12 protein-coding genes and 2 pseudogenes are annotated in these 20,567 nt (G+C 60.1%); 5 read left to right on the forward strand and 9 right to left on the reverse strand.

Going from position 1 to position 20,567, the window contains the following annotated elements:
- Window positions 1–3: 3 nt before the first annotated feature.
- The 5 genes from PWM43_RS00350 (at window position 4) to PWM43_RS00370 (ending at window position 12,052) form a co-directional block, all read left to right on the forward strand.
- A complete protein-coding gene (locus PWM43_RS00350) occupies window positions 4–2,478 on the forward strand; it encodes an ABC transporter permease (protein ID WP_289840588.1) in 2,475 nt (824 codons plus the stop codon).
- Between the two features lie 5 nt (window positions 2,479–2,483).
- Window positions 2,484–4,916: an ABC transporter permease gene (locus tag PWM43_RS00355; RefSeq protein WP_289840589.1), complete on the forward strand. Its 2,433-nt coding sequence runs from the start codon at window positions 2,484–2,486 to the stop codon at window positions 4,914–4,916.
- Between the two features lie 105 nt (window positions 4,917–5,021).
- Entirely contained in the window at window positions 5,022–6,422 is a 1,401-nt protein-coding gene (locus tag PWM43_RS00360) for a TolC family outer membrane protein (RefSeq protein ID WP_289840590.1), read from the forward strand.
- Between the two features lie 1,186 nt (window positions 6,423–7,608).
- A complete protein-coding gene (locus PWM43_RS00365; protein ID WP_289840591.1) occupies window positions 7,609–11,046 on the forward strand; it encodes a Hint domain-containing protein in 3,438 nt (1,145 codons plus the stop codon).
- Between the two features lie 274 nt (window positions 11,047–11,320).
- Window positions 11,321–12,052, forward strand: a complete 732-nt coding sequence (locus PWM43_RS00370) for an MgtC/SapB family protein (protein WP_289840592.1) — start codon at window positions 11,321–11,323, stop codon at window positions 12,050–12,052.
- A gap of 66 nt (window positions 12,053–12,118) precedes the next feature.
- Here PWM43_RS00370 and PWM43_RS15395 read toward each other — a convergent pair.
- The 9 genes and pseudogenes from PWM43_RS15395 to PWM43_RS00405 form a co-directional block, all read right to left on the reverse strand.
- A pseudogene (locus tag PWM43_RS15395) lies at window positions 12,119–12,796 on the reverse strand (TonB-dependent receptor plug domain-containing protein); the annotation flags it as partial.
- Window positions 12,797–12,993: 197 nt separating this feature from the next.
- Window positions 12,994–13,473 (reverse strand): annotated as a pseudogene (locus tag PWM43_RS00375) (FecR family protein); the annotation flags it as partial.
- Entirely contained in the window at window positions 13,431–13,661 is a 231-nt protein-coding gene (locus PWM43_RS15400) for a FecR/PupR family sigma factor regulator (protein ID WP_394355998.1), read from the reverse strand. The gene PWM43_RS15400 and the pseudogene PWM43_RS00375, both read right to left, overlap by 43 nt.
- Window positions 13,662–13,690: 29 nt before the next feature.
- Window positions 13,691–14,026, reverse strand: a complete 336-nt coding sequence (locus PWM43_RS15405) for an RNA polymerase sigma factor (RefSeq protein ID WP_289843549.1) — start codon at window positions 14,024–14,026, stop codon at window positions 13,691–13,693.
- Window positions 14,027–14,469: 443 nt separating this feature from the next.
- Entirely contained in the window at window positions 14,470–15,774 is a 1,305-nt protein-coding gene (locus PWM43_RS00385) for an ABC transporter permease (RefSeq protein WP_289840594.1), read from the reverse strand.
- Window positions 15,771–16,712, reverse strand: coding sequence for an ABC transporter ATP-binding protein (locus tag PWM43_RS00390; protein ID WP_289840595.1), 942 nt, complete (start codon window positions 16,710–16,712; stop codon window positions 15,771–15,773). Before PWM43_RS00390 ends, PWM43_RS00385 begins: the two co-directional genes overlap by 4 nt.
- Window positions 16,713–16,977: 265 nt before the next feature.
- Entirely contained in the window at window positions 16,978–17,205 is a 228-nt protein-coding gene (locus tag PWM43_RS00395; protein WP_289840596.1) for a hypothetical protein, read from the reverse strand.
- 215 nt (window positions 17,206–17,420) lie between these two features.
- Window positions 17,421–18,908, reverse strand: a complete 1,488-nt coding sequence (mqo, locus tag PWM43_RS00400) for a malate dehydrogenase (quinone) (RefSeq protein ID WP_289840597.1) — start codon at window positions 18,906–18,908, stop codon at window positions 17,421–17,423.
- Between the two features lie 134 nt (window positions 18,909–19,042).
- Window positions 19,043–20,557 (reverse strand): acetyl-CoA hydrolase/transferase family protein, encoded by a 1,515-nt coding sequence (locus PWM43_RS00405; RefSeq protein WP_289840598.1) that lies wholly within the window; start codon window positions 20,555–20,557, stop codon window positions 19,043–19,045.
- Window positions 20,558–20,567 lie beyond the last annotated feature (10 nt).

The raw sequence follows: 20,567 nt of genomic DNA on the forward strand, positions 1-20,567 counted from the left end.
GTCATGCTTCCAACGATCCTTCGCAGCGTGGTGCGTCAGGCGCGTCGGCATCCGCTTTATGTCGCGCTGAACGTGCTCGGTCTGGGTCTCGGCATTGGCGTGTTCCTGATCCTCGCCCTGCTGGTTCGCTATGAATACAGCTATAACGCGACGATCCCGGATGTCGCCCATATCGTGCGGATCGACGAACATGTCACCGAGCCTGGAACCGCGCCGAGCGAAAGCGCGGATACGACGTTCCATGCCCTGCCGTTCCTGCGACAGGATTTCCCGCAGATCCATGACGCTGTGCGGCTCGTCGGGACGACGCTCCGCGTCACGCGCGACGGCCATGATACGGCTTTTGACGGTTATGCGACCGATCCTTCTTTTTTCAACGTGTTCGCCTTGCCGCTTCTGAACGGCAATAGCGCGGATGCCCTGGCGCGGCCCGATGCCGCCATCCTTTCCCAGCGCACGGCGATGACGCTGTTCGGCTCGGTTGACGTGGTGGGACGCACGATCGAGATGAACCGGGCCGGAACGAAATCCCTCTACACCATCACGGGTGTCCTGAAGTTGCCTGACGGGCCGAGTTTCCTCCGCGACGACGCCGAAATCCTCATTCGCATTTCACCGCAGGAGGAAAAAAACCGCTCGTGTTTCCTTCGCTGGGGCAGCAGTTGCGGCGAGACCTATCTGCGCGTGAACCAGCAGGCGGACATTGCTGACATCAATGGGCGGCTGCGCGATTTCGTGGCGCGCCGGGCGGCTGGCCCGGATAACGACCCGATCGCATGGGGTGCGAACCCGGAAAAGACGCTGGGCTTTTCCCTCCACCCGCTCACCACGACCCGGTTTCACGATATGGGCGTGCAGGATATCGAGGATGGCGCGGACCGTAACGTGGTCAACAGCATCGGCCTGATCGGTCTTCTGGCGCTGGGGCTCGCCTGTGCGAACGCCATCAATCTCGCCTCGGCGCGTGCGGTGCTGCGGGCGCGGGAAGTGGCCGTGCGCAAGACGCTTGGAGCGTCCCGCCAGCAGCTTTTCGTTCAGTTCATGGGCGAGGCGTGTGTCCTGATCGTCGTCTCCGCGATCCTCGGTCTCGCCCTGTGCGAACTGCTCATGCCTGAAGTCGCGAGCCTGATGGGCGAGGCGGTCCGGGTCGATTATCGCTTCGTTCTGCCTGTTCTCGGGGGTCTCGTGCCGGTCTGCACGTTCGCGGCCGGTTTCTATCCCGCCACCGTCCTGTCGGGTTACCGGCCCGCCGCCGTTCTCGCGGCGACGCGGATGCCGTCTGGCGGGCGGAATGCGGCCCGGCTCCGGAACGTTCTCGTCGCCGCGCAATTCGCGATTGCGATCTGCATCGTCATCTGCACGCTCGTCATTTCTCGGCAGACCGCTTTTTTGCGCAACGCCGATCAGGGTTACGCGAAATCGGGACTGCTGATCGGCAATCAGCTCCGGACTGAAGATATCGCGAGGCAGCGGCGCATGCTCGATGCCCTGCGCGCCGTGCCCGGCGTGACGGCCGCGGGGTTTGGCGAACTCGAACCCCACGCGCCCAGCCTCCACAACAGCACCTATAGCTGGGCCAGCCCGCACGGCATGCTCGAGGTTCAACTGCTTGGCGACCGTGTGGGCGCGGGTTATTTCGAAGCCTATCGACCGCGTCTGCTGGCCGGGCGGTGGTTCGATCCGGCGCGCGGGCAGGACGAAGGCGTGTCCAAAGCGAGCATCAAGGCCGGGGTGACGACCTATAATGTCGTCATCAATGCGAAGGCTGTGGCGGCGTTCGGGTTTGCCTCGCCGGCAGACGCCCTGGACAAGATCGTCAGCACGGAGGAGGTCAAAGCGCGCATCGTCGGCGTGACGGATGACATCCGTTTTCTGTCGCCGCGCGACCCGGTCAAGCCGCAGATCACCTATTTCAATGCCCTGACGGCGGCGCCTTTCGACGATCCCATTCCGGCCGTGCGCTATGCGGGCGTGACCCGGGCTGTCATGGCCGAACGTCTCAACCGTGCATGGCGGGCGCTGGAACCCGATCAGCCGGGAGATTTCGTGGCCGCCGACGACCGCATGGCGACCTATTACAGCGGCGACGAAAAACGCGGCCGCCTGTTTTCGTTCGGCGCGGCGGCGGCTCTGGTCATCGCCTGCCTCGGCCTCTACGGCCTCGCTTCGTTTTCGGCGGCGCGGCGCGTGCATGAAATCGGTATTCGCAAGACGCTTGGCGCGACGGGGCGGCAGATCATCGTCCTGCTGCTCGGAGATTTCCTGCGGCCTGTCGTGATCGCCTGCCTGCTGGCCTGTCCGGTCGCGTGGATGGCGATGCGCGCGTGGCTGTCGGCCTTTGACGAACGCATTCCCCTGACGTCCTCGCTGTTTCTCATGGCCTGCGCGAGCGCCCTGCTGATTGCGGCATGCACGGTCATCGGTCAGACGCTTTCCCTCGCACGCGCCGAACCCGCGCGTGCCCTGCGCGCGGAGTAACGCCCATGCTTGGTCATATTGCTCTCGCCTTCTGGCGCGGCATCATGCGACGTCGCCTTTTCACGGCGCTGAACGTTCTTGGCATGGCGCTTGGCATGGCCACGTTCCTCACGCTCGCTTTGATCGTGCGCTACGAGTTCAGTTTCAATCGCTGGATTCCGGATGCCGGGAACATCTATCGCCTCGACGCCTACCGCGATCATGAAGCCTCCGTCTCCAGCATCCGTCTGCTGGACGCGGTGCGGGCTGAACATCCGGACTGGCGCGCCACGGCCATTCCGCGCGGTTTTTCCAACGCCACGGTGCTCGTTCACGGCGTCGCGACGGATCTGACCATCGCGCGCACGGATGCGCATTTCTTTGACGTTTTCGAACTGCCCCTGATCGAAGGTGAACGCGCGCGGGCGCTGGTTCCAGATGGCGTCGTCCTGACGCAGAGTTTGGCGCGTCGATTTTTTGGCACCGACCACGGCATTCTCGGCCGGACGTTCGAAATCAGTCAGAAAGGGCAGCGTCGGCAGGTGCATGTCACCGCCGTTCTGAAAGATATGCCGTCGAACACGACGCCGTATTTCGATGTGATCGTGCCGTCCTCGTCCGAGGCGCTTCACGGCTACAATCTCTGGCAGATGAACGACACCGAAGTCTGGGTCCGTCTTTCGCCGTCCGTCGCGGCGCAGTTGCCCACACTTCTCAAGGGGCTGGTCCAGCGCCACGCGGCGGGGCTGTCGGCTGACGAGGCGCGGCCCTATGTCGTCCAGGCGCGGCCGCTTGATGACGTACATTTCTTCGATGCGACGATCGGCTGGGGCGGCACGGACGAACGCCTGCCGATCATCGTTGGCGTCATCGGCGTTCTGGCGCTTCTCGCGGGGCTGATCAATTTCGTCAATCTCTCCACGGCGCTCGCGGCGACGCGGGCGCGGGACGTGGCCATGCGCAAGGTGCTTGGCGCCACGCCGCGCATGCTTGCCCTGTCGTTTACGGGAGAGGCGATCGGGCTGGCGTTGCTGGCGGCCTGCCTGGCGCTCGTACCGACGGAGCTCGCCCTGCCGTGGATCGCGACCTTGAGCGGCTGGCCCGTCAGGCTTGATTTCTCATTCGCGCTGCCGCTTCTCCTGCTGGCGGCGATCATCGGCGGGGCCTGCGCGGGCGCGTATCCCTCCTGGCTTCTGTCGCGGTTCCGGCCAGCGGCTGTGCTGGCTTCCGCGCGCCTGCCGGGGAGCAGCCGTCTCGGGAGCCGCCTGCGGGAAGGGCTGGTCGTCATCCAGTTCGCCTTCGCCATCGCGTTGACGATCTGCACGGTGGTGATCTGGCGTCAGACGCATCTGCTTCAGACGATGGATCGCGGATTTCGCCAGTCCGGCCTTCTGGTCGACATCCTTCCGGACGATCCGTCCAGTCGGCAGCGTCAGCAGCGTCTCGTGGATGCCCTGCGTGGCGTGCCGGGCATCGCGGATGTCACGCTTTCCGATGACGCGCCCGGCGGTGGTTCCGCCGGTCTGTCCTATGATGCGAAACGCCCCGGACGCCAGACCTCCGTGTTTGTCGGTGTGATCGGAACCCGTCCGTCGGCGCTTCCGGTGTTCGGCGCGCATCTGGTGGCGGGACGTCTGTTCGATGCAGGGACCGATCACGACAGCCGTCCGATGCCGATCGCGCCGTTCGACGCGAATTTCGGGGCATCCGATTTCAGTTTCGGCGCGCATAACGTCGTTCTCAACGAAGCCGCCGTCCGCGCCCTGGGCTTTCCCGATGCGGCCAGCGCCCTGGGACAGCCGATCTTCCTTCAGGGAAAGACGGCGCAGACCGTGATCGGCGTGGTGGCGGACATGCGCCTCAGGGATAGCCGTTCGGTCGTGGCGCCTGCTCTCTATTATGCGGTTTCCGGACCCATCGGCCATGGCGTTCTGTCCATACGTTTCGATCACGCGCCGGAAAATGCCGTGCGTGACGCCGTGGCGGTCGTGTGGAAACAGGTGTTCCCCGAGGCAACCCTGAATCTTCGGAGCGTCGAGGAGATCGTCGGCGACGATACCAGGCCGGAGCAGCAGCGCGGGACGCTGATGATCATCGCCTCTCTTCTGACGCTTTTCATTTCCTGCGTCGGTCTCTACGGCATCGCCGCGTTCAACGTGCAGAGACGCCTGTTCGAGATCGGCGTGCGCAAGGTTCTCGGCGCGACGGCGGGGCAGGTGATGCGCCTTCTCGTGTTCCAGTTCCTGCGACCCGTGCTTCTGGCGAACTGCCTGGCGTGGCCGGTCGCGTGGTGGGCGATGCGTGTCTGGCTCGCCGGTTTTGACCAGCGGATCAGTCTATCGCCCTTTTATTTCCTGGGGACGGCTCTGACGGTCGCGATGCTCGCGGTCGTAACGACGCTTCTTCAGGCTCGCAAAGGGGCATGGAGTGCACCTTCCGTCGCGCTCGGCTCTCCCTGAGGCGAAAGTTCCATGATGGCGCGCACGCCTTTTTTTGATTCTTTCGAGCAACGTTCCGCGTGGACTCTCATGCCGGACATTCTCGCCACTGGAATGATTTCGACGATGAAAACAGCCATTCTTTTCGCCGCGCTGGCGGTAGCCGCCATGCCGGGGAGCACATCGGCCCAGTCGCTTCAGGAGGCGCTTGCTCTGGCTTACAGCAAAAATCCCACTTTGCTGGGAGAACAGGCGAATCAGCGGGCGGTTACGGAAAACTCCGCGCAGGCGCGCAGCGCGTGGCGACCGACGATTTCCATGAATATGGATGCGAATTACCAGCAGGGCCCCTATAGTTCCGCCTATGGGCTGGGTTCGGTGACGTCCAATTCCGCTGAAGGTTATCTGTATGCGAAACAGACACTTTATTCCTTCGGACATACGGCCAACACCGTGCGCGCCGCCGATGCGCGTTCGCGGGCCGAGGGACATGCGTTGCGCCTGACGGAAGCGCAGGTTTTTACGCAGGCGATCACCGCCTATATGGATGTCCTGCGAGACCGGTATATTCTCGATGTCCGGAAGGCCGATCTCGGCATGCTGGCGGAGCAGGTCAAGATCACGACGTCACGTTACAATCTCGGCGGAATCCCTTCCGAGCAGGTGACGCGCACGGATGTCGAGCAGGCCGAGACGCGGCGGCGTTCGGCGGAGGTGGCGCTGGCGCAGGCGCGTGCGACGCTTGCGGCGTCGGTGGCCACGTTCCAGGCGGTTATCGGAACGGAGCCCAGGAATCTGGTGATGCCGACGGGGCTTCCGGGGCTCCCGGCGTCCATCAACGAGGCCGTCGGCATGGCGTCCGCGATGAGCCCTCAACTGGAACAGATGCGCGAAACCAAAGCGGCCACGGAAGCGGACATCGACACGGCGCGATCGCAGTGGGGGCCGCAAATTCAGGTGCAGGGCACGTTCGGAACGATCGGTCCCGCATCTCCTTTTCACGGCAGTCAGTATGGCGAGCAGCTTGCGGGTACCGTATCGCTGGTTCAGCCGCTCTATAATGGCGATCTTTATAATTCGCAGATCCGGCAGGCGCGCGAGAAGGACGAGCTGGCCCGGCAGAATGTCGAACTGGCCCGCCGGACCGCCATTCAGGCCGTGACGACCAACTGGCGTGCGGTGGAAAACGGCAAGCAGGAGATCAGCGCGGGCGAAGCGCAGGTTCGTTCCGGCCAGACAACGCTGAAGGGCTACCAGCTCGAATATGGCTATGGTCTGAGAAGCACGACGGATGTTCTTTACGCCGATCAAAACCTGCGTTCGGCGCAGGTCGATCTCGCGGCGAGCCGGCACGATACGATCGTCGCCGAAGCCCAGCTTCTCGCGGCGATCGGGGGGCTTCAGGTCCAGAAAATCCTGCCGACCGTTCATCATTATGACGCGAACGCCAGGCTGACACGGGCTCAGACACGGGGATGGGAGCCTCTTCAGGCGCCTGTCTCCGCCCTGGATCGCCTAGGCTGGTGAGCCTCCTTTATACGGAGTGTTCGGAACTTCCCAGAATTTGGGTCACTCCCCATAATTTCTTCTTTTCGTGGTTTGAGCATCAGAGGGATGTTGAATATCGTCTTGCTGGTCTGAAGCGGCGCGGCGTTCGGCTTGAAGCATTGTTCCGTTCTGATCGGATACAGACCCGATCCGGCGGTTCGAAGTCCTGGTCGTTCGACCTGATCATGTCATTCACCATCCGGACGCTCTCCATGTATTTGACGGATATTTCGATCGCATTCGGGCGACCGTGAGGATTGGTCTGGTCAGTGTCGTTCATACATAATTGTCGTTCCCATTCCTATATCGGAACATATATGATGCCTGGCGAGTCGGCGTGAAAAAGATGCATTCCTCAATAAGTCTATGAAAAACAGTGATCGAGACCGTTCATCTGAGTGTGCTGGGCGTGAATTTTTGTCATCATTCAGAACGATATGTTTTCGATATTTTCATGTTACGAAAACTTAACGTAGTGTGCCGTGAATCTTTATTGTGAGATGATGACGTGTGAGATACAGAAAATTAATGCATTATAAGAAATGCAACCACATCCCTGACGCGAAAGTATTGAGTTCCATATGTGCTATGCTTACTTAAACGTGAATAATGAGGGGAATTGGGTCTTTTCTGATCGTGGTCTAAGGTGTCCAGACTGAGGTATTCGAGCGGCATAATGTATTTTTCTCTAATTGTCTGAATATAGACTGTATTTGTTAAGATTGTTTTCATCCAAAAATATCCATTTTCAGATTATATTCTGACGATTTTAGGGTCTGTTAGGGTTCGACGAGATTTGATGCGTCTTATGTATTGCACCGCTTTAGAGTTTTATTTGCAATAAACGTTCCGTATAATTAATGTTGCATCGCGGGAATATCCATAAGGATTGTTGTTCTGTTGAAGATTTGATCATGTTTTTCACTCTGCCTGAGAGGCAATCGTCTTTATCGTTCTTTAGAGAGAGCGTGTTTTAATAGAAATAATATACTGTTTTCATCACAGTCTTTCTAACTCGAAATCATGTGAGATTCGTTCCATGTGTGCTGATGTCGTAAGTTCTGGTGTCGTATCGTCTGGTATGTTTGTTGGCTCGGGGCAGACCCTCATTGTCCTATCAGGCGGTGTAGTTTCGTCGGGAACGATTGCCCCAGGCGGCCTGGAAATGATCGAGAATGGCGGTCTGGACGTTTCCGGATTCGTCAGCGCGGGTGCTGCTGAATTCGTCATGTCCGGCGGTCTGGCGAGGAACGGCGCCATCGAAGGCGAAGTGTATGTCGACGCCGGAGGCGTGGTGTCCACGACAACGGTACAGAACGGCGGTTTGCTGGAAATCAACTACGGAGGCCGGGCTCAGGACGCTGTCGTGGCTTCCGGCGGCACAATTCTTGTGCGCGCTCATGGTGAGGTCGACGGTGCGTATATAAAGGCCGACGGCGAACTGATGCTGAGCGGCGGCCTTGCGTCGGGCGGCGTTGTTGAATCCTCTGGAACGGTTGTGGTGTCGAGTGGAGCGGTGACGTCAGGCGTGACGTTGGAGACCGGCGCGCTCGGACTGGTGATAGGTGGTAGTGCCGCGGGGAGCATCGTTTCGAGCGGTGCCTATATCGTTGCCGTCGAAGGGGCGACTATCAGCGATACAGTTCTCTCTGGTGGTCACGTGGTGTCCTCCGGGGTGCTCATCGTCTCATCTGAAACGACCTATGCGTCGGATACGACGAGCGGTCAGAATTTGACGGACGCCGACGCCATCGTGATGCGGGATGGCCTTCTACTCTCTGCGACGGTCGGTAGCGGAGCCGCCGTTTCCATTTTCGATGGCGGCGTTGCGTCCGGGGACGCTATCATGCGTGGGGGTGAGGAGATCGTCGATAACGGCGGGGAAAGTCTCTCGGCGGCGGTCAACCTGCTCGGAAAATTCGATGTCGAAAGTGGTGGCGTGGCGAGTGCGACGGCGCTCGTCGCCTTCGCGTCGATGGAAGTGCGTTCGGGTGGCGTGGACAGCGGTACCATCATCGGACGCAGCAGCCTCGAAACCGTTTCCGGCGGATCGTCTTACTACGCAACGGTGCAGGCTACAGGGTCACAGGTGATCATTGACGGTGGGTGGGCGGCAAACACCGTCGTGGCATCGGGGGGCACCATGCTCATCAGCCATGGGTCTGCATCCGGCACGAGAGACGCTGGTGTCGTGAGTGTCTCGGACGGTGCCATCGTCGGTGGGACTGTCACGAGTGGTGGCCAGCTGGATGCCGGTTTTTACGCGGTGGTTTCGAGCGCGACATTCACATCTGGTGCGATTGGTATTTTCGAGAGTGGTTCGGTTGCGCAGACGGATGTCGTCTCATCGGGTGCCGCTATTATCGCCAGGATCGGCTCGATCGTTTCGGGTGTCGAAGTTGCATCAGGTGGTATCGTCGTGGATGCGGGTGGTACGGTGTCTGACACTGACAATGGAGGTGGTCTCGTTGTCTCCACAGGCGTTTTCGTGGCGCATAACGGTCCCAGCTATTATTCCGGCGTAGCGGAAAATCTCGTCGAAAATGGTTCGGGCCTGATCGAGGTGCTCGATAGTGGCGTGCTGCTTAACGCGACAGTGGCAGCCGGCATGCTGACGGAAGTTCAGTCCGGCGGCGTTATTTCTTCCGGTACGATCGGAGCAAACGCGGAACTGGATGTTCTGTCCGGTGCAACGGCAGTCGATGTTGTCGCCAGCGGGCGTTTCAGCGACTTCCTGCTTATGGAAGGTGCGGGTTCCGGTATCGTTTTGAGCGGCGGCGCACAGATGCAGGTGATCGAGGGCGGTGTGACGTCCGGCTCGATCGTCAAGGGAAGCGGACATTACGTCCCGACAGAAGCCGTGGGCGCCTCCGGTGTGGCTTACGGCACTGTCGTGATTGGCGGCACGCAGTCTCTTTATTCCAACGGCGTTTCATACGATACGGTCGTGAGCGGTCTGACCGGCGGAGCGGGTAACAATCAGCGAGTTGTTGCTGAAGCTGTCGCGCATCACACGACGCTCACGATGAGCTCTCATCAATCGCTCGCCGCTGGTGGCGCGGCCCTTGATACCGACGTGCAACTCGGTGGTGAAGTGTGGGTGAGTGGCGGGTCTCTTCTGGAAAGCGCACTGGTTGAGTCGGGCGGTGGCGTTTTTGTCTCCGGGAGAGGCGGGGCCTTTTTGACTGACATTGAGTCCGGCGGCTTCCTGATTGCGTCGTCCGGCTCTTTCGTTAGCGGCACCACGATTGAATCCGGCGGCTATCTTGTTGATCTGGGCGATAATCATGTCAACGGAACGGTTCTTTCCGGTGGCGGGGTCATTTCCACCGGTGTGGTCGTCTATCATGACGGTGTCGGAGGCGATGTCGTCGGCGCGGACGCAAGCGGTCTTTCAACCGTCATCGGAGATGCCATCTATGTTCTTTCCGGCGGCACGACGCGTGACACCAAAATCGACGGTACCGTAACCACGCTTTACTCTCTGGGGTCTGAAAATATCTACGCGGGGGGCCGAGCCGTCGGAACGACCATTTCCGGCATTGCGGGACTGGAACATGTGTTTTCCGGCGGTATTTCGTCCGACGCGATGTTTGTATCAGCCGCACAGCATGTGGATTCCGGTGGCGTCAGCCTTTCTGCGACATTCGGAATACGCGGTCAGGAAATGATCGCTTCCGGCGGCGTGGCGAGCGCTTCCATGATCGAAAGTCGAGGTTCCGCCATTATCAGTGCTGGCGCCGGCTTGGTGGATGCCACGATTCAATCCGGCGGCGTCGTGCTTATGACTGATACGGGGGGTGTGAAGGCCATGCACCTCGAAACTGGCGCGGAACTTGTTCTGACGGGTCTTAGCGTTGATGCCACGACAGCCGTTTCTTTCGATGCGACGACCGATATTCTGACCGTCGCCGATGACGGGCAGTCTTATGATATCGATCTCGCTGGAGATTATTCGGGTCTCTATTTCAACATCGATCCTGCGTCTTACGGCGGCGTCACGGTTGTTCTGGACAGCACGCCCTGTTATTGCCCGGGCACCCTGATCGAGACGGAGCGCGGTGAGGTGCGCATCGAGGATCTGGTAATTGGCGATCGCCTGCGAACAATGGGCGGTCAACTGCGTGATCTGAAATGGATCGGGCGCCGTTCCTATGACGGTTGCTTCGTCGCGGGACGGAGGGATATCCTGCCGGTGACGTTCGAGGCGGGTTCGCTTGGGAACGGTCTGCCAAAGCGCGATCTCACGGTCTCGCCACTTCACGCGATGTATGTGGACGGCAAGCTCATCCCGGCTGGGTGTCTCGTGAACGGCGAGGGCATCACGCAGGCGCGCTCCGTCGGGGCGATTTCCTACCTGCATCTCGAACTCGAGACGCATGACGTGATTTTCGCCGAAGGGGCCCTTTCCGAGACTTTCATCGATGATGGCTCTCGCGGCATGTTCTTCAACGCGCATGAATATGCCGGTCTCTACCCCGATGCGGTAACCGCACCGCCGACTTACTGCGCGCCGCGTCTCGAGAGCGGCGAGGAACTGGAGGAAATCAGGCAGCGCCTGATGCGGTTCGCTGCGGTGGCGTGTGTGGCTTCCTCGCGCTGAGTTCAGGGCGCAGAGCAGGGCGCGTGCTTACCAGGGGCGTGTCCTGCCACCTTTCGTTTCTTGAGCGTGAAGCCGTCTTTTGGCCTTGACGTTGAGCGGCGTCTCACTCGCCTGAGAGCGCGTGCCAAGGTCGACATGAAACGTTACCCGCATGACATGAGGGACGATGAATGGGCGCAGGTCGCGCCACGACTGCGATGAAAAAGTTCTATATTCTCCGGTTCAGCCGGTTAGTGTCCAAATGGACGGGGCCGATCTGTTCAGGAGTCCCGATTTGATCCTTGATCTTCATTTCAGCAGTCTGGCGTCGCTCGCAACGACGTTTGTCGAGCTTTTGACAGCCTTTATCCTCGGCGCTCTGATCGGTGTCGAGCGGCAGTTGCGCCAACGCACCGCCGGGTTGCGGACAAATACGCTGGTTTCCGTCGGCGCGGCCATTTTCGTGTCGCTGGGCGCGCGCCTGTTTGAAATCGACCATGGTTCGCAAACGCCGATCGCCGTCGTCGCCTATGTCGTCTCAGGGATCGGCTTCCTTGGCGCGGGTGCGATCATGAAGGAAGGGGCCAGTGTTTCCGGCCTTAACACGGCGGCGACGTTGTGGGGATCTGGGGCGGTCGGCGCTTGCTCGGGGGCTGGCTTACTGGGTGAGGCCGTGCTCGGCGCCCTCTTCGTCGTCGCCAGCAATACCCTTCTGCGTCCACTGGTCAATCAGATCAATCGCCGCCCGTTCAGCGAAGAAAGCAGCGAAGCTCTATATGTGGTGTACGTGATCTGCGCGCGTAATCTGAACGCGGACATTCGGGAGGATATTCTCGGCATCCTCGACGATACCGGCTTCCCGGTTCGCCAGGTGGACAGCCATCCGCTGGGTTCGGATGAGATGGAGATCGAACTGACGCTCTTCCCCACCGCAGTCAATGTCAAGGAGCTGGATGAAGCCGTGGAGAAGGTGGAGCGTCTTCCCGGCGTAAGGCAGGCTTTCTGGAATGCCCGCGACGAGACGTGACATGAGAGGGAGGGGCGGGAGGAGGGCAGGGCTTCGTCTCTGACCTGCTGCGGGAATGACCGTCGGCACACCATCCAATTGAATGGCTGTCAGGGGGAAACCTCTCGCGGAATACATAGTATCATTTGGATTGACTACGGCGATCGTCATACCGGGCGTGGCCTGTATCACGTCATCGACGGTCAGCATATTGCGGGTCTGGATTTCATCCTGCGTGATGACAGTTACCGACTGCGGAATTTCTCGGAGACTCACGGGGTCCTTGGAGCCGATGGTCGTTGGGGGATTCAGGCGACGAGCCACGGAATCGCCGCTGGGGCTGCGGAGATTGCCGCCAGGCGACAGAGGCAGATTACCCCGCACGCGAATAGGGCCAAGGACGATGGCGGAATGAGAGGGCGCGGTCAGCAGAAAGGAACCGTCGGGACCTGCAACAAACCCGACGCCAGATCCCGCGAGAGCCTGCTGAAGCGCGGCTTCCGTTGTCAGCGATCCAGTGACTGGACGGCTGACAATATTCGGCGGCAAGGAAAATGAGTATGCGATCTTTGCTCCGCTCGCGCTTCCGATCCGCGCGATCGCGACGGCCAAAGAACTGGCAGGAACGTTAAAGCGGTAGGACTGCGTGACCGATGCGCCGCTGGCTCGATGCGAACAGACAACTTCAAGACCCGCCAGACAAGCCAACGCCGTGATGCTGCTCAGCGCGTTCTTGCGACAGAAAAACCCTTTTTGACGGCGCATCTAAGCTCTCTCGCTTGTTCCCGTAATCAGGGGGCGGCATGCCCTCTCCTACTTTCCAAAACGGGCGAGAGAGGTTTTTCCGCATCTGCGAATGCGAAGAATTATCAAACCCTTTTTGAAGGCGAGCCTTTTTTAAACCGAAAATGCTCTATGGGATTGTTTTGGTTAATTTTATCAACCTGACCCTATCGGGACCGTCAATGCACGATGGCAAGCCAGGGGCCGAGGAAAATGACATGCGCGCCAATGGAAGCGGCCGCGGTGGTCAGAGCGCCGTCCGGATCTGTGAGCGGAAACGTCCCGGATATCGGACGCGGACGAAGCATACGGGCAACCACGATTTTCCGTCGGCTATAACGTTGCAGTTGGTCCGAAAAGGCGGCCAGAGACGTATTTTCCACAACGAGGCGCCCCGATGTCCAGGCAAGTGCGATATCCGGCACATCTGTCCCCAGTGTCCGTGACTTATCGTCAGAAAGAATCACCTCGTCGCCGACATGTAGCGTCGGCGTGACAGCCTCGCCATGTCGACTGACATCCACAGCGCCCTGGCTTACAAACACACGGATCCCGTCACTCCGTTGCAAAACATCGAATTCGGTCCCGACGTCCTGAATATCGAAGCCGTGAGCGATTACGGAAAACGGATTGCGTTCATCATGCCGCACAGTAAAAAATGCTTCGCCATGATGACGGGGATCTCGTCAAGCCATGCTTGGAAGGCCTGCCGCTCCACAATAGTGACATGCGGATCTGACAGTTTCGCGACCCAGAGAGCGGCGTCGTCCTTCTGACGTTCAGTGGGCTGTCGAGACGATGTCATATATGACGCCTCGCCGGCCGTTCGCGTCCATTGCAAGTGCATGATTGCATAAAACGACCGACGGTAATTCTTCAGTTATGACTTGTTCTCAACTGCGTTCTGACAGGCGCGGAGCGCTCTGGCCACATTTTTTCCACAGCGCTTTGTGAAATACCGAACCGGTTGCCGATAACGGTGGAAGACAGACCGTGAACACGACGCAGGGTGAATATTTCCCGGCATCGCGGACTCAGAGTCGAAAGAGCCTGATCGACGACCCCGAGCGTTTCGCGCGCGGACGCGTATCTCTCGGGATCACACTGATCAGCGCCCCCGTAAAGACTCGCCATTGTGTCGGCGGACGCCACGACGACCTGATTGTGACGGTGGGCATCGTAAGCCGCATTACGCGCGACGACATAGAGCATCCGCACTGATCGTCGGATGTTGCGCTAGGTCCTGCGACGTAGATACGGGTGAAGGCGTCCATCGCCAGATCGGCGGCGGAGGCTCCCGGCACGGATCGTCTGGTGACGGAAGCTTCCAGTTTGTTTCTATGCTTCTGAAACAAAAGTCCGAATTTTTCGCTCCAGGAGGCCATTCTTCCGCGTCAGTTCCTTGGTCCTTCAATTCGAATGACGGAATTGCGACCCATTTTCAACAAAGCTCCATCCGCGCATCCCCCGCCGCCCGACGTTTCCTCTTCATCCTGCCTCAAAGCCGTCGCGGACCAGGTAGGTCAGGCGGATCATCACAAATGCCGTCAAAACGTCCCCGCAGTTGAAACTGTCGTACTTGTCTCTCACGCGTGGTGTTTCTCTCACGTCGCACCAGACGACAATGCCGCAACGGTCAGGTTCTCGCGTCCCCTTTACAAAGCGCGATCTTTCTGACCCAGCAACGCCGCTACAAGTGATCCCCATTTTGATCCCGTGTCATTCCGCAGCAGAGCGTGTCGGAAGACGCGTGTCAGCACGACGGCCTCCAGGATGCAGAAGCCGAGAAGCAGTCCGCCCTGAGCGAAAATGCTCCAATCGGCCTGGGTGCTGAGCGCGGGAAGGTCGAGGAAGGGCGTCCAGATCGGCACCCACCGTGCGAAAGCGACCGCCTGGGTCGCCGTGCCCGCGACCTGCATCTGGAGAAGCATCTGAACGGGCAACATGAGCACGAAAATGACGGGCATCATCATGCCCTGCGCTTCTCGCAGCGTTTCGCATTGCGCCCCGATGGCGAGGCATATCAATGCAAGGGCGGCCGATCCGGTCAGCAGGAAAAAGGGCGCGCCGATCAGCATGCGCAGCGAGGTGAGCGGGGCCACGATCTGGGTGAAGGACAGCCCGAGATGGGGGCATAAAATGGCGGCGGCCAGCAGTCCCGCGCCAATCCAGGCGGCAAACAGCACGACGAGGGCTTCCAGCGTCGCAATCAGCTTGCCGCAAAGCAGTTCGTCAGGGGTGATGCAGGCCAGTAGAGCTTCCAGAAGCTTGCCGGAGCGCTCCTCCACCATCGCCTGAAGCAACCATTGCGCGCTCATGATGACCGCCAGCATGAGGATATAGGCGAGAGCCGTCGGCGCGATTTTCGCGAGCGTCGCATCCGACAGGCCGTGTTTCGGCATACGCGTCGAGAGGGTCGGTTCCAGCGCGTTGATGCGGGCCGCTTCCGCTGGTGAAAGACCGGCCTGGGTCATGGCCGCGTCCCGCATGCCCGTCGACATCACGTCGTTGATGGTCGTGATGATGGTATGGCCGGGATTGTGGCTCACCCAGATCCGTACATGAACGTCATTGGGAAAGTTTCGAGGAACGGCAATCACGTAGCCTTTGGGTGGATGCGGGTCCTCTCTGGGAGGTGCGATGTAGGATCTGAAGGCGTCGTCGAGAGCTTCCGTCTGGAGCTTCGTCAGCGCCTCGGGCGCGGGTGTGACGTCGATGTCCGGCGCCACGCGATGCAACGCGGCGGCAAGACGGGGCTCCATATGGCCGTCAGGATCGATGACGACGATTTTCTCGCGTTCGCTGTCTCCGGCCAGTCGGCTCCCCGCGAGACCACCGACGACCGGCAGCATGGGCATGAGAAAGACAGTGAGCCAGAAGCTTCGGGTGCGCAGGGTCTGACGGAAGTCGCGGGATGCCACCAGCAGCACATGACGCCAGTTCAGGCGGGGAATTTTCATGCCGGATACTCCGGACCGGAGGCAGAGGTTGTGCCCGCAATGGCAATAAACGCGTCATGGAGCGTCGGACGCGGCAGTTCGAAGCTCCGCAGGGCAAAACCTTCCCGCGTGCACGTCTCCAGAAGATCCGCAGCTGTGCGGCCGGGCTTCAGGGCGACGGACCAGGGCTTCCATTCCGGGTCGGACGCATGTTCGGAAACCGCTATATGGGCTTCCGCCACGTCCGCGAGCGCCGTCGGGTCGGCGCGGCAGGACAGCGTGACGTTTCCCGACACGCCTGCCAGCGCCTCGGACAGCGTGCCTTCAAACCGTTTGCGACCTTTCACGAGAATCAGCAGACGATCGCAGAGACGTTCGGCATGTTGCATGATATGGGTCGAGAACAGGACCGCCGCGCCCTCACGCGAGGCGCGGAGGATTTCGTCTTCCAGAAGCGCCTGGTTGATGGGGTCCAGACCGGAGAAGGGCTCATCGAGCATCAGCAGGCGTGGACGGTTGATCAGCGCCGTTGCGATCTGCACCTTCTGGGCCATTCCCTTCGAGAAGCTTGCGATGTTTTTCCTGGCTTCGCCCGACAGGCCGAAACGTTCGAGAAGTGCCAGGCCGCGCGATCGTGCATCCGTGCCCGAAAGTCCCTTGAGACGACCGAAATAGATCAGCGTGTCGAGCGCCGTCATGTTGCGGTAAAGACCGCGCTCTTCCGGCAGGAAGCCGATCTGCGTGGCGTTTTCGCGCGCCGCCGGTCGGCCGAGAACGCGGATCTCGCCGCGATCGGGAGGGATGATGTCCAGCATCATGCGCAGCGAGGTTGTCTTGCCCGCGCCGTTGCCGCCGAGGAAACCGAACGTTTCCCCTTCCGCGACGGAGAAACTCAGATCGTCAACAGCCAGCTTGCTTCCAAAGCTTTTGGAGATATGGCTGACGGAAAGAGCAGTCATGGGTGCGCGCCGTGGAAAAGTATCATATCGTAACGATTGGGCGCGGCGACCTGTTTGTCAAGACGCATCGCTGACGGGTCGTGTCTCAGTGTGGGATTCGGGTTTCGCTTACAACCCGGCTATTCAACCTTGCTTTTGTAAGTTCCGAAAGCGGACCTTATCCACCTCAGGCCACCGTAGGCGACGAGAGCCAGAAGTATGCGGTCGGCCCGGCAGAGAGAGCCTGGCTAATGCTGATGCTCGATCATGCGATATAGCAAGGGTGCTAAGTCCCATTCTGCTGATTGGCGCGCTCCAGAAACTTTATAGCTTCGTCGAAAATTGGCAGGGCGGCGGGAGATTGTGCAAGTGAAGCCTCCCGATCCGCTCTTACGCCCCCCAGGACGTCCGCTATGAGACCGGGCTGTGCCTCATCAAGCCTTTGCAAAATACACAGAAAAACGTAGGACATCGCTTGCAGCTTTGTCTCGCCATTACCAGAGTCTTTGAGCATGACTATTTCCTAGGCACGTTGACTCTAACGCAGTTCGACGGCCCAATAATTAGAAATATGGTATAATCTCTCGATCATCAGGGCCTACTTAAAAATGGCCGCTCATGTCGACTGGGCGCTCCAAAGCGGTTGGACTGCTTTCCCTTAAGCGGATATTTCAAACGGAGATACTATCCGCTGATTGGAGGATACGCCCTGCATCGACAGGGATGCCTTCAGATTTTGAGGACCGCGCCCGTTTCCTTGCGGTTGGCGATCAGGGCTTCCGCGTCCGACTTCAGATCGACGCCGTAGATCGGGAAGATCTCATGCAGGCGCGCCTGCCAGGCCGGATCGCTCATGCGGTCGGCGAAACAGGTTTCGATGACCTGAAGGGCTACGGCGGCCGCAACCGAAGCGCCCGGTGAGGCTCCCAGGAGCGCCACTAGGGATTTGTCGGCGCTTTTCACGAGCTCGGTGCCGAATTTCAGCGTGCCGCGATGTTGCTCGTTCGGTTTGATGATCTGCACGCGCTGTCCGGCGACCGAGAGTTTCCACCCATCCTGATGAGCCTTGGGATAGAAATCCAGCAGCGAGGAAAAGCGCTTGCCGCTGCTCTGCGTAACCTGCTGCACCAGATATTTGACCAGAGAAAAATTGTCTTCCGCGACCTGGAGCGTGGGCATGAGATTCTTGAGAGTCAGGGAGCGGTAGAAATCCGTCCATGAACCGGTCTTGAGAAATTTCGTGCTGAAACCGGCATAGGGGCCGAACAGGAGATGGGAGTTGCCACCGATGATACGCGTATCGAGGTGAGGGACCGACATGGGCGGTGAGCCGACGGCGGCCTTGCCGTACACCTTGGCCCGGTGCTGGCTGACGACGGCAGGGTCGTCGCATCGCAGCCACTGGCCGCTGACGGGAAAGCCCGCATAGGCCTGGGCTTCGGGAATATTCGCGGCCTGCAACATCTCGAGCGCCGCCCCGCCCGCACCGATGAACACGAAGCGCGCCGAGACGGAAACCGGCGCGGTACCATTCTGGCCGCGCGCCGCGATCCGCCAGCGCTGGTCGGCCTCGCGATGAATGCCGGTGACCTTGTGATTGTAGAAGGTCGTGACCTGTCCGGTCGTTTCCATATGGCCGAAAAGTGCCCGCGTGAGCGCCCCGAAATCCACATCCGTACCACCGGCATAGTGCGTTGCCGCGACCTGCTGGTCCGGATTGCGGCCCTGCATGGTCAGGGGCGCCCATCGAGCGATGGTGGCCGGGTCTTCGGAGTATTCCATACCCGCGAAAGCGGGGTGGGAGGACATCGCCGCATGACGGGCCTTGAGGAAGGCGACATCTTTCGCACCCCAGACGAGGCTCATATGGGGGCAGAGGCGAATGAAGGAGGCCGGATCTTCGATCCAGCCCTGGCGCACGAGATAGGTCCACAGATTGCGAGAGAGGTCGAACTGGGCATTGACGTCGAGCGCCTTGGAGATATCGACGGTGCCGTCCGGCTTCTGGGTGGTGTAGTTGAGTTCGCAGTTTCCGGCATGTCCAGTGCCCGCATTGTTCCACGCCTGCGAGCTTTCCAGTCCGCAGGCGTCGAGAGTCTCGAACGCGACGATCGACAGGGAAGGATCGAGCGACCGCAGCAGCGCTGCGAACGTCGCGCTCATGACGCCGGCGCCGATCAGGACGACATCGGGACGGTCTTGCGCAGTGGAGGACATGGCTGGGATTCCGCTAAATAAGGACAACGGTTCGGGATGACTGTGCGGTCTTGTTCGTCACACGTCCACCCGGAGCCGTCGCGTTGGTCAGATACGAAAAAGGCGACCTGGATTCCGCCAGGCCGCCTTCAGTCTCAGCCCGGTAGCATGCTGCCGGTTTCGACGAAACGCTGATGGAACGACAGCGCTTCGTTCAGAATCATGGGCGACTGGAGCCCATAGGACGATTTCAGCGCCCGTTCGTAATAATCTTCGAGCAGGGGCTTGTAGTCAGGATGCACGCAGTTGGCGATGATGCTTTTCGCACGCTGGCGCGGCGAGAGCCCGCGCAGATCCGCGAGGCCCTGCTCGGTCACGAGAATATCGTTGTCCTGCGCCATGTGATCGACATGCGACGCATGGGGCACGATCGACGAAATCTTCCCGTCCTTGGCTGTCGAGGGGGTCACGAAGATCGAGATATAGGCATTGCGCGCGAAATCGCCCGATCCGCCAATCCCGTTCATCATGCGCGAGCCCATGACATGCGTGGAGTTCACCGCGCCGAAAATGTCGCATTCGATGAGACTGTTCATCGCGATGCAACCCAGGCGACGGATCAGACCGACATGGTTGCTGATTTCCTGCGGACGCAGGATCAGGCGGCCACGGTAGCGCGCCATGTTGTCGTTGATGCGCTCGGCGGCTTCGGGGCTGAGCGAAAACGCCGTGGCCGAGGCGACCGAGAGCTTTCCGTTGTCGAGCAGGTCGAGCATGCCGTCCTGAATGACTTCGGTGAACGCCGTCATGCCCTCGAACGGCGCATCCAGCATCCCGGCCAGAACGGCGTTGGCGACGTTGCCGACACCGGACTGAAGGGGCAGGAGCGAAGGCGGCAGACGGCCTTTTTTCACTTCATGCTGAAGGAAGTCGAGCACGTAGCCTGCGATGTGCTTCGCGCCTTCATCGGGTGCCTTGAACGGTGCGTTCCGGTCCGGATGATCGGATTCGACCACGGCCACGATCTTGGAGGGATCGCATTCGAGGTACGGCCTGCCGATGATGTCTCCCGCTTTGGACAGCGGGATCGGCCCGCGCGAGGGCGGTGAACCGTAGTCGTAATAAATGTCATGGATGCCGTCGAGGTCGATGCTCTGCCAGTGGCTGACCTCGATGATGACCTTCTTGGCCTGCTCCAGCCACGTCTTGTTGTTGCCGACCGACGACGAAGGAACGAGCGTGCCGTCCTCGTTGATGGCCGACACTTCGATGACGGCGACGTCCATGTCGCCCAGAACGCCCTGTTCGGCGTATTGTGCGACCTGTCCCAGCCCGATGTCGATAAAATCGGTTTCACCGCTGTTGATATGGTTGCGGCAGGTCGGGTCCGTATTGAACGGCGTGCGATAGCTCATGCCGTTGACCTTGGCGAGTTCGCCGTCCAGCTCGGGGCCGGTCGACGCGCCCGTCAGGACACGGATCTTGAACGGGTCGCCCTTGGCGTGCGCCGCCGCGATCTGCTCGGCGAGAGCGATCGGCACGGCCTTGGGATAGCCCGATCCTGTGAAGCCGCTCATCCCGACGGTCATGCCGTCGGAGATGTAGCTTGCGGCCTCATGGGCGCTCACCACTTTTCTGGCGAGCGCGGCGTTGCGAATACGCTTTTCCATGATGTGTGCG

Source organism: Brytella acorum, from assembly GCF_029309905.1.
Taxonomy (GTDB): domain Bacteria; phylum Pseudomonadota; class Alphaproteobacteria; order Acetobacterales; family Acetobacteraceae; genus Brytella; species Brytella acorum.

What these genes read in the sequence shown, in the direction of transcription:
- mqo (WP_289840597.1), bottom strand. Translation starts at nt 18,908, where the DNA reads ATGTCCTCCACTGCGCAAGACCGTCCCGATGTCGTCCTGATCGGCGCC.
- PWM43_RS15400 (WP_394355998.1), bottom strand. Translation starts at nt 13,661, where the DNA reads ATGCACTTGCAATGGACGCGAACGGCCGGCGAGGCGTCATATATGACA.
- PWM43_RS00365 (WP_289840591.1), top strand. Translation starts at nt 7,609, where the DNA reads ATGATCGAGAATGGCGGTCTGGACGTTTCCGGATTCGTCAGCGCGGGT.
- PWM43_RS00360 (WP_289840590.1), top strand. Translation starts at nt 5,022, where the DNA reads ATGAAAACAGCCATTCTTTTCGCCGCGCTGGCGGTAGCCGCCATGCCG.
- PWM43_RS00395 (WP_289840596.1), bottom strand. Translation starts at nt 17,205, where the DNA reads ATGCTCAAAGACTCTGGTAATGGCGAGACAAAGCTGCAAGCGATGTCC.
- PWM43_RS00355 (WP_289840589.1), top strand. Translation starts at nt 2,484, where the DNA reads ATGCTTGGTCATATTGCTCTCGCCTTCTGGCGCGGCATCATGCGACGT.
- PWM43_RS00390 (WP_289840595.1), bottom strand. Translation starts at nt 16,712, where the DNA reads ATGACTGCTCTTTCCGTCAGCCATATCTCCAAAAGCTTTGGAAGCAAG.
- PWM43_RS00385 (WP_289840594.1), bottom strand. Translation starts at nt 15,774, where the DNA reads ATGAAAATTCCCCGCCTGAACTGGCGTCATGTGCTGCTGGTGGCATCC.
- PWM43_RS00350 (WP_289840588.1), top strand. Translation starts at nt 4, where the DNA reads ATGCTTCCAACGATCCTTCGCAGCGTGGTGCGTCAGGCGCGTCGGCAT.
- PWM43_RS00405 (WP_289840598.1), bottom strand. Translation starts at nt 20,557, where the DNA reads ATGGAAAAGCGTATTCGCAACGCCGCGCTCGCCAGAAAAGTGGTGAGC.
- PWM43_RS15405 (WP_289843549.1), bottom strand. Translation starts at nt 14,026, where the DNA reads ATGCTCTATGTCGTCGCGCGTAATGCGGCTTACGATGCCCACCGTCAC.